This window comes from Methylovulum psychrotolerans (assembly GCF_002923755.1).
GTDB lineage: Bacteria > Pseudomonadota > Gammaproteobacteria > Methylococcales > Methylomonadaceae > Methylovulum > Methylovulum psychrotolerans.
Genome location: NZ_PGFZ01000014.1, coordinates 71,122 through 81,202, shown reverse-complemented (window position 1 = coordinate 81,202; position 10,081 = coordinate 71,122). Strand labels below are relative to the sequence as shown.

8 protein-coding genes are annotated in these 10,081 nt (G+C 49.9%); all 8 read right to left on the bottom strand.

The window, feature by feature from the left end; genetic code table 11:
- Positions 1-482 precede the first annotated feature (482 nt).
- The 8 genes from AADEFJLK_RS20495 to AADEFJLK_RS20460 all read right to left on the bottom strand — a co-directional run bounded on the left by AADEFJLK_RS20495 (position 483) and on the right by AADEFJLK_RS20460 (position 10,076).
- The gene (locus AADEFJLK_RS20495) at positions 483-956 is read right to left on the bottom strand and encodes an ATP-binding protein (protein ID WP_103975573.1); all 474 of its coding nucleotides are present in this window, start codon (positions 954-956) and stop codon (positions 483-485) included.
- An 88-nt stretch (positions 957-1,044) separates the two neighbouring features.
- Positions 1,045-2,586 (bottom strand): PP2C family protein-serine/threonine phosphatase, encoded by a 1,542-nt coding sequence (locus AADEFJLK_RS20490; protein ID WP_103975572.1) that lies wholly within the window; start codon positions 2,584-2,586, stop codon positions 1,045-1,047.
- On the bottom strand, positions 2,576-5,083 hold the full coding sequence (locus AADEFJLK_RS20485; RefSeq protein WP_103975571.1) for an ATP-binding protein: 2,508 nt from the start codon (positions 5,081-5,083) through the stop codon (positions 2,576-2,578). The genes AADEFJLK_RS20490 and AADEFJLK_RS20485 overlap by 11 nt, the downstream gene beginning before the upstream one ends.
- The gene (locus AADEFJLK_RS20480) at positions 5,084-6,055 is read right to left on the bottom strand and encodes an ABC transporter substrate-binding protein (protein ID WP_088621548.1); all 972 of its coding nucleotides are present in this window, start codon (positions 6,053-6,055) and stop codon (positions 5,084-5,086) included. It abuts the gene before it with no gap.
- Positions 6,056-6,060: 5 nt separating this feature from the next.
- A complete protein-coding gene (locus AADEFJLK_RS20475; RefSeq protein WP_103975570.1) occupies positions 6,061-6,903 on the bottom strand; it encodes a PhnD/SsuA/transferrin family substrate-binding protein in 843 nt (280 codons plus the stop codon).
- Positions 6,904-6,915: 12 nt separating this feature from the next.
- The gene (locus AADEFJLK_RS20470; RefSeq protein WP_249028101.1) at positions 6,916-8,970 is read right to left on the bottom strand and encodes a TonB-dependent receptor plug domain-containing protein; all 2,055 of its coding nucleotides are present in this window, start codon (positions 8,968-8,970) and stop codon (positions 6,916-6,918) included.
- Positions 8,948-9,745: a tRNA-dependent cyclodipeptide synthase gene (locus AADEFJLK_RS20465; RefSeq protein ID WP_088618938.1), complete on the bottom strand. Its 798-nt coding sequence runs from the start codon at positions 9,743-9,745 to the stop codon at positions 8,948-8,950. Before AADEFJLK_RS20465 ends, AADEFJLK_RS20470 begins: the two co-directional genes overlap by 23 nt.
- Before the next feature lie 4 nt (positions 9,746-9,749).
- A complete protein-coding gene (locus tag AADEFJLK_RS20460; protein WP_088618937.1) occupies positions 9,750-10,076 on the bottom strand; it encodes an STAS domain-containing protein in 327 nt (108 codons plus the stop codon).
- Positions 10,077-10,081: the final 5 nt, after the last annotated feature.

Here is a 10,081-nt window from a genome sequence, read left to right as displayed (position 1 = left end):
TACACATAAATGATGAAATCTTCGACGGGCATGACGGCTTCTCCGGTAAGGTAGTTCGATTAACCTGAACCTAAGACAAGAATGTCACCCTTAAAATTTCACGCCCTAAAAAGTCGAACATCGCGTATATTTTTGGTTATTTTACCATTATTAAGCGAACCAAGGCATCAGTTTGCACCGATTCTTATCGCCATCTTTTTCGCGCCGCATACCCGTGTGATTACAGGTCAAGCAATGACCCCAAGCCATATTTCCGAGTTCACGCCTCGGCCTGCCGTTGCCAAGGCAGGTCGCTAAACAAACACATCACACACTTCCTTGGCGATGCTCTTTTTTCAGGCGGAATGGGGGATTATTGCGCACTGTGTCATATCAATCGCATTTTAGCTAAATTGCACTTCGGAATTGGATTTATGTAACTGCATTGTTTTCTTGAAAAATATACGGGGAGGCCAGGCTTATGGCTATATTATCGATAAGCATTAGGGTGCGGCCGATAACGGCAGATGCTTGGTTAGGGTCACCTGGTTGTGTTGTTGACTATAACAATATGCGTAACCGTCCATATAGCTGCGTACCAGATAGATTCCCAAGCCGCCAATAGGACGATCTTCAACAGCTAAAGAAAGATCCGGATCCACCATGACAAAAGGGTCGAAGGCATCGCCATCATCGCTAATGCAAATGGTGATGGTCTGCGCATCGCTGTGGATTTGGATGTCTATCGTACCGTCACGTCCGTCGGCATAGCCATTGTCAATGACATTGACCAATAATTCTTCCAGCACCAAATTAATTTGCATAACTGTGGCATCATTCCAACCCTCTTGTTCGGCAAATATTTCCAAGGCTTCCGTCAACAGCGCTAGTGAGTCAATATTATTAGGCAATTGTTTGGCAAAATACCCGTTAGGGGCGGGTATATCGGTATATTTGTGTGCCATATTTGTGTTCATGCGTTCTGCCCATTCAGAATAAAAGCGGATTAAATAGCCTTGTTTTATGGATGCTTGTAACAGTCACCGCCAAACGTACCCGAATGGTTTAAGGCCGGCCTATTTGCAGTGCCATCAGGGTAATATCGTCAGATTGCTCGGCTCCGGCAGTAAAGGCAATGACATCGGTCATGATGGTGCCGATGAGTTCCTGGGCATTACTATAGGCCAGCCCGGTCAAAAGGCCGCACAGGCGTATTTCGCCATAAGCGTTGTAATCTTTGTCCATCGCTTCGCTAATGCCGTCGGTATACAGCAAGAGGCTATCGCCTAAGCTAAGCTGAAGAGTTTGGCTACTAAAGCTGATGCCGTCGATAATGCCCAAGGCCGTACCCGAATCACCCGTCAGCATGGTAACAATGCCATAGCGCGACAAATGCAGCGGCGGGTTATGGCCACCAAAACTATAGTTCAGACTATAAGTATCCAGATCCAGAGTGGCCAAAAATAAGGTGACAAACATTGACGCTTCGTTATCGCGGCATAATTCGGGATTGAGCGCCGCTAAAATTTGGTGGGGTTGGGTGTATTGTTTGGCGATGGCGCGGATCAGGGTTTTGACCATGACCATAAACAGGGCGGCCGGCACACCCTTATCGGACACGTCGCCAATCACTAACAGTAAGGTTTTATTATCCAGATGGAAAAAATCATAAAAGTCGCCACTGACTTCGCGGGCCGGCTCCATAAAGGCAAACAAGTCAATCGGCTGCCCATCGCTAAAACGCGGGAAGGCTGTCGATAACATGCCCATTTGGATACTATGGGAGAGTTTGAGCGATTCTTGCAAGCGTTCTTGGGCGACCCGCTCGTGGATCAGGTGTACCCTGGCGATCGCCAGGGCGACCTGGGTAGCCAATAAGTTCAGTACCTTAGCTTCAGCGGCACTAAAAGAAACCGCCTCGCGGCTGATGACACTAAGGACACCAAAGGTTTTGTCACGGGTTTTCAGTGGGGCGCATAACATGGCGCTAATATCGCTTAAGACCCCGGCACAGGCTTGGTAACGCGGGTCTTGCCAAACTTCGTTGACAATTTCGGTATTGCCTGAAGCCAAAACTTGCTGGGTGATACCGTCGATACCCAATAATTTTGCTCCAGTCGGGAATAATTCGCCTTGTCCCGCACAGACCGTCAATTGCCCTGCTTCCGTCCCTTCCAGTAGTATGCCCAGATGGATGTCCTGACCGTCAGGCAGAAACCGCCGCGCTTCGGCCAGCGTTAAATGGGCGAGTTCGTCAATGTCCAAACAGGCGGCGATTTTTTCACCCAGCTCATATAACAACGTCAATTCTTTGTATTTACTGAGTGTTTCTTGAGCAAGTAGCTTGCTTTCCAACTCTTTTTGCGCCATATAGCTGACAAAAGCTGCCAATAGTGCCGCATCCTCAGACGAACCGCACACCCAGCCCAAAGGATTACCTTCAACAGTAATGGCATGGCGCTCGCCCGTGTTACTGTCGCCCAGTAAGCAGTCGCCGTTCAGGTCAAGTATCGTTAATGGTTGTTTCCGGTCGGCCAGAAAGTGCTGGATCAGTTTGGCGGCATGGCCTTTCTGGCAAAGGCGTTTCAGTTTGATTTCAGGGTTCATCCGGGCTGTCCAAAAGGGTGAAAAAGGTTCTGTCCAGCCCCAATTCGACCCGCAGACGTTTGATAAGCTGGTGTTCGGTAGCCAGTGTTGCGTCGGCGACCACTAGGTGTGGTTGTAGGCTTACTGCCAAAGCCACACCTTCTTCGACCGTCGCGGCGATACGGACTTGATAGCCGTAGCTTTCCAAACCGACTGCCCAACTGTCCTGTTGGGCATCACCGCCAGAAAACAGCAAGATTTTTTTGCGTGGCGGCACGGTCGCCAAGACTTGCCGCACGGTAGCCAATAAGTCCATCTCTTTAGCGGGTTTGGTCAAATAGTAATCGATCCCCAATTGTTCCGCCAAAAATTTGTCTTCGGCAACGGTATGTAAAATAATCGGGATATGCAGGGTGGCAGGGTTGCTGTGCAGCCGCGCCGCGACAGCAAAACCGTTCAAATGCGGCATTTTGACATCCAGCAAAATCAAATCGGGCTGTTGCCCGGCAATAATCGCCAAGCCTTCACTGCCGCTGCTGGCTTCGCGGACGGCATAGTTTTCGGCACTTAATTCTTGCTGCAAAAATTCACGGATATTAACATCATCATCAATAATTAAAATACTGTAGCTTGGGCTTTGCAAAGGGTCGGCGGTAACTTTAAGCCCGGCTTGCAGCGCCGCCACCAACGCTTGGCGGTTACTCTGCCAAACTAAGCTGATGGCTTCGCCGTCTTGGGTCATTAGGGTGGCATCGGGGTCGTATTGTTGCGGTAACGGCAATGAAAACAAGAACGTGCTGCCCACATCCAGTTCGCTTTCCAGCCATAAATGTCCGCCATGATGTTCGATAATCTCCTTACAGATAGGCAAGCCTAAGCCTGTGCCCTTGGGCTTGTCAGTCAGGGTGTCGCCAACTTGTTTAAACTTTTCAAATACCAGCGGCTGGTCTTCCGGTTTGATGCCGCAGCCGCTGTCGGTGACGCTGACCACTAACTCGCCGTCCTTAAGCTGCGCCCGACAAATCACTTTGCCCCGGTCGGTAAATTTGACGGCATTCGATATCAGGTTGATGACCACTTGGATCAGGCGGTCGCGGTCACCCTCACACAGCGGCAACGCCTCACCGATAGCCTTGCAAAGCTGTACTGGTTTGTTGGCGACCAGTGCCGAAGTGGCAGCAATCGCACGGTCAATAACCTCTTCAACAGAAAGTTCGCGCATATTCCAATCGACCCGACCCGCCTCCATTTTAGCCAAATCTAGCACATCATTAATCAGCGTCGTCAGACGTTCGCCTTCATCAACGATGATTTGCGCGTTCTCCATCACTTGGCGCATGGCTTTTTGGACTTTTTTGTCTTCGCTTTGCGATAAGGGCGGAAACAAGGTACTTTCAAATTTCTTCTGGAGAATACGTGCGAACCCCATGACCGACGTTAAGGGCGTACGCAACTCATGGGAAACCGTGGACAGAAAGTTGGTCTTCATTTGATCCAACTCTTGTAGTTTTTCGTTAGCCCGTTCCAGTTCTTGGGTACGCTCTTTGACTTTGGCTTCTAGGGTGCGGTTATAGTCCGCCAATTTATCTTGTGACCGACGGATTTCATTCGCCATTTCGATAAAAGAGTAAGCTAATTGGCCTATTTCGCCTTGGGCTTTGAAACGCACTTTTTGTCCCTGCGCATTTTCGTCCAATAATTCGGTCGCCAATTCAAAATTGCCCCGCGCAAGTTCTTTGACCGATTCGGTCAAACGCATGAGCGGTTTGGATAAAGTGGTGGAAATGACTAGCACGACAGCCGAGCCTATCAAGACAAACACCAAAGCAATCAGAGCCGTGGAGATAATCAGGTCGCGGGTTTTGGTGGCAATATCCGCTTGGGAGCGGGCGATTTCCTTATTCAACTCCTGCATAGTAAAGCCTAGGCGTAAGACCCCCCAGGGTTTGTTGCCGAAATGTATCGGTAAGATAAATTCAGTGACATTGAGGGCAGGGTACTCGACATGCGCCAGATGCTGTTGCGTCAAGGCGTAACGGCTGGCTTCGTCCGTTAAGGTTTCCTGTTGCAGTTCGGGGTGGCTGCTATGGACAAAGGCCACACCATCGTTGTTTGTTAATATCCCGTAGACCAGTAACGGCGATTCCTTGATGGTGTTGTGCAAATTTTCGGTGATATGGGAAAAATTGAAGGCGGCGACATCATTTTCAACTTGGGTGAGCATCAAATTTGACATGGTGGAACCACGCTCCAGCAAATTGGCCTTCATCAGGTCAACCCGTTTAGACAGCTCATTTTCCAATGACTGTTTTTGCAGCACCAGCTCAATGACAGTCAACGTGACTACCAGCCCGATTATCAGCCCGATCATAGTGGTCAGCAATTGCCAGCGGATGCTATTGCGGGCACGACGGCGGGTCGCCGCCGTGCGTTCCGTTTTATTGTGGCGCGATAGTTTGGATTCAGGCTGCGGTTTAGCCGATTTTTTTATCGTCGCGGTACGCCTGAACTTTATCATTTAATGGCATTCGAGCAATTGGTTAACCGCATCCAAGGCATCGGCATTGTAACGGGTGTCCAGCTTACCGAGTTGACAGGCATTAAGGGTAATGTGCGAACCAGCAGGAGACTGCACGGTTTCTTTCAGGGGTTCGCGCAACAATATGGCTTGTGCCATATTGGCGGCTTGGCGTCCCATTGTTGGGGTATCCGCTGCCACTACCAAGCTTGCACCATAGTTCATAAAGGCATCGCTGTAGGTGTAAACTGGTTTTTTATGGCGGCTGCTATAGCTGAAGATAGTTTCGACCGTAACCCGGTCGGCCAACACACCTGGGTCGGCAATCAGCCATAAAATGTCAATTTTATCCAACAGGCTATCCAAATGCTGTGCCAACGGATGCTCGTCGTCCACGGTTTGTTCGACTAGCACCAAGCCAAGTTCCTTGGCTTGCGCCCGCGCTTCGTTGATGCGTTCGGCACTGAAGTGGGGGTCATAAATGACTCCGATACGCGGTAAACCGGGTAAAAGGAAGCGGAGCAGCGACAGCTCTTGAGTCAACGATAACTCATTGGCAATACCGTAGCTGTTGTCGCGCCGCTCAAAACGTTGCCAATTGATGACCGAAGAGAACAGCACGGGCTTACTGCCGCCAAATTGGCTGGCAAGCTGATAGGCTTGTGAGCCGATGCTGTAGATAAGGTCAGGGCTTTCGTCCTTAATCAATTTTTCCAATAATTCAGGATGACCCGATTGCTGTACGTCAAAATTAATGATACGCCCGGCATAAGTCCCGATTTGCAGGGTGAACGCCTCTTTTACTTGCCGGTATTTATTGACGGTGGCATCAGAATTGACAATTAATATTTTCGCCGGGCTTTGGGCCTGGACGGTGTCCGCTAACAGCCCGCATAAAACCCCAAACAATAAGGGAGCGACCGACTTAAGGAGCGGGGTGGACAGAGTTTGCAAAAGGCTAGGATATGACATAGGCATTAGGGTAAGCGCAATTGTTTGACAAGCGAGGTGTCCAAGGCATCAATCCGTTTCCATCCGTCCAGACCCAACATTTTGAGGTTTTTTTCGCCATCGGGTTGTTGCTGCATGGTTTCAATGATCTTCAGTAGCGGCTGTGCATCACTTTGCGATGGTTTGGCGACGGCAGCAATCAACAAAAAGCTTTTTTCGCCACTAGCCAAGGTTTTCAGTTGAGCATGTTGTTTCGGGTTGATCAGCGCCAGTTTATTCAGGCTGTTTTCCGAAGAGAGGGCCGCGCTGGCCATGCCGAAACTGACCGCCATCAGCGCATCAATATCTTTAGGTACGCTGAGCAGTTTTATTTTGGGCATCAGTGCCGCATAACTGGCACCAAGCATTTGCTGTAATTGGCTACGCAGATAATCTTCGCTGCCCGCTCCGGCGATAGTCGCCCCCGCTAAGGCCGGGATGTTATCGATATCTTTGGCGGTTAAGATTTTCCGCTGTTGCGGTTCGCCTTTCGCTGTGCCGACCAGCTTAGCTTCTAAGGGAGTTTTGGCATTGAGCTGTAGATAATGCCAACTGGATAACAGATAGACCCCCTGGGGCTTGCCTGCCAACATGACTTCAAAGGTATTACGTTCGCTAAACGGTTGAAAACTGTAAGCTCCCTGCTTGGACAAGTAATCGTCAAATTCGGCTTTTAAGGCGGCAAAATTGTCGACACTGCTTTCCGGGTTATAAAAAAACACCGTTTCGGGCGTACCGGCGGGGGCTATGGGGATAGACAGCAATGCCCATAAAACGACCGAAATCCAGGCCCGCCACTGCCGAAAAATAGTTGGATACTTAATCATCATGGCATTAAAGGATTAATAGCGGACATTGACATGTCCAAAAAAAGCCCGGCCTGCCTGTTGGTAGTCGCCAGGAACGCTGGTCGGGGCGGGGTCAAAATAAGTTTTATCAAGTAAATTGTAGACAGTAAAGCTAACATCCAGCCGTTTGGAGAAAAAGTGCTGACCCAGCATACTCATATCTAAGACGGCGTAACCGGGTACATCAGGGCGGCTGTCACCTACGCCGCGCCCGGTGGCATCTTTTATGAGAACATGACCATACAGGCTCCAATGGCTATTAAAAGCCCAGTTTAACAATAGGTTGGCACGGGCTTTTGGGACATCGGCGACAGCCAGATTGTTTTGGATAGTATGTTGATAGACGATATTGGCGGCAATGAAAGAGCCTTGTAAACTACCGCTGAAATCGTAGCGGTTTTCTAACTCGACCCCTTCCGAAAGCATACTGCCGCTATTGGCATATTGCACAAAGGTCGTCTGTGCGGGCACTTGACTGATCAGCTCGCTGATATGGGTGTGGTAGTAAGTCGCTTGGGCGGTCAGACCCTGCACAGGATGGGTGACGATACCACTTTCAAAGGTTTCCGCCTGTTCTGGGGAGAGGTTCGGGTTCCCTGACAATATCGGATTGTTAATCAAATCCAACTCGCCGAACGCAGGCGCACGGTAGGCTGTGCCGTAGGAAAATTTCAGCGAATAGTCTTTGATAAACTCCCAGTTAAAGCCTAGGCGCGGGTTGAATGTGCCGCCAAAATCATTATATCTGTCGTAGCGTGCGCCTAGGGTCATACGCAAGTTAGGCCAAAGATCCCAAACGTCTTGGGCATAAACACCCCAACGGGTGCGCTTTCTGGACTTACCATAGGGTAGGGTGGGTTCCAGTTGGCTGGGGTCGCTGCCATTTTCGGCGGTCACGTCGCTTTGTTCGTCTTCGTTATATGACACGCCACTGATGATGGTTTGGTTGGCGCTGAGCTGGTAATTGCCTTGCACCTCGCCGCCATTGCGCATATTTTGTAAGCCAACATGACCAAAGCTATGCGGCGCTAGTTGCAGGAGATTGTCGAAACTAAAACTGTCATGATAGACTTGCGTATCGACGGTGAAACTTTCTGAGAACCGCCAATTGCGGCTTAGGCGGATAAAGTAATCTTCATAATTCTGCACGGTGCGGTTGCTGAGCGCGAACGCCGCGCCGACAAACGTGCCGGTGCGCTTGCTGATATACCGCCCGTCGAGCTTAAAGCCTTGATAGCCCAATTGCCATTCCATATCATTACGGCCTTCGTTAAGCTGACTTTTGCCGGGAGCCAACGATTCCAAGCCTTGTATGCTCATGCTGTCTTGCGGAACCGGTGAGCCGATGCCGTCCGTATCGGTATGGTTAAAATGCAGCGCCGCCTCAGCAGTGTTGTCATATTGCTTGCCCCAAGAGGCGCGGTATTGTTGGGCACCAAAACTGCCGGCTCCTACCGAGGCATGTAGGCCGTTTAAATCTTTGGCGTTTTGGGTAATGATATTGATGACCGCCATAAACGCGTTTGCACCATACAAGGCGGAACCTGCACCGCGCACGACTTCCACCCGTTTGATGGTGTCGACGGGCAGGTCATCGTAGACCCAAGTGCTGCCGGCATTTTGCAAGTTATGGTCTAAGGGGTGGCCGTTGAGCATAAACAAAACCTTATCGGAGAATAAGGTCTTGACCCCGCGCACTTCGATTTCCCGCACCCCTAGCATAGTCTGGGTAACGCCAAGACCAGGCACTAAACGTAGCACGTCCAATAAGTTGCGGGCTCCGATATGCTGGATGTCGTCTTGGGTGATGACGGAAGTTGTTGCCACCGTCTTGTCAACGCTTTCTTGCAATTTCGATGCAGTGACGACAATGTGCCGTTCGGCGGCGAGAAATTGCAATTCACTTTCCAATTCGGCATCAGAGCCGCCTGCTTGTGCCAATTGCGGCGTACCTAATGCCAAACACAAGCCTATGGCATTGCGCAAGCGTTGCCGACGGCCAATAAGGCCGCTAAAATCCATCAGCTTATGCGGTAATAGTAAGTTCATGTGCCGCCCGGTCATAATGGCTAGGTGTTACTAGAGGTTGTGATGGCTTATCAAACCGTTGCCCGGTAATAATGAGCTGGATTATTTTATTATTTTCTAAAGGCGGATTTTGCAACTGGGTAAAAAACTCAGCAAAAGCCGGATGGCGGCGAATGGCGATAACCAAGCGGTACATTTCAGTCGGATAATGGGTCGGGTATACCAACAGTTGATATTGTATCGTATCTACTTCGATACCAAACAACAGCGAAGGCAATTCTTGGATAATATACTCGGCCAAAGCCCAACAGCGTTGCGTAGTGACGGTTTTGCCGGTAGAACGGATAAAACTGGTCACCAAGGCCAAAATAGTATCCTGCAACAAGGGGTTTTGTTCAAACTCGCTGCGTACCAGCGCGACTTGCCGCCCATATAAATCGGTAACTATTTCAGACCAGCGCACAAAACGTATACGGCGGCTTTGTTCCGGCGGCAGGCAGTCGGCTGCTTGTTGCCAGTGGCTAATTTGCAAATCACTGTCTTGCTGGACTTTTTTGACACAACTACCGCCACTATAACGCTTAAAGGCTTTATAATTGATAACAGCGATTTCGTCGGCGATCAGAATAGGCAAAACTGGTGACGGGCTATGCAACAGCCAAGACAAGATTTTTACCGTCTGTTCCAGCGGTAAGACACGCTTACTGACACTAATGCCGATAAAAGGCCGGTAACGTGGGTTTGCCACAACGCTATGGCTCTCCCCATCCTGTTGCTCGGCAAGGTACGCTTTCATGGGATTAGAGCGCCTCTTGTACGGTTGCGGTAATCACAAACAATTTGGCAAAACCGCTGATGTCAAAGACATCCCGCAATAGGGTGTTGAGGGCGCACAGTTTCACCGAGCCTTGCAAGCTATTAAGGCGTTTGGCGATGACCAAAAAGACCCGCAATGCGGCACTGCTGATATAGTTGACGGCAGTAAAATCAAATATTAGGCGAATCGCCCCGCCGTCTATCTGCTCCAGACAGTATTGCTCAAGATTTTTGGCATTGGCGGCATCAATACGCCCTGCCAGAGCAATGACCAGAGAGTTGCCCTGAGGTGCCGATGAAATGGTTAGCATAACGT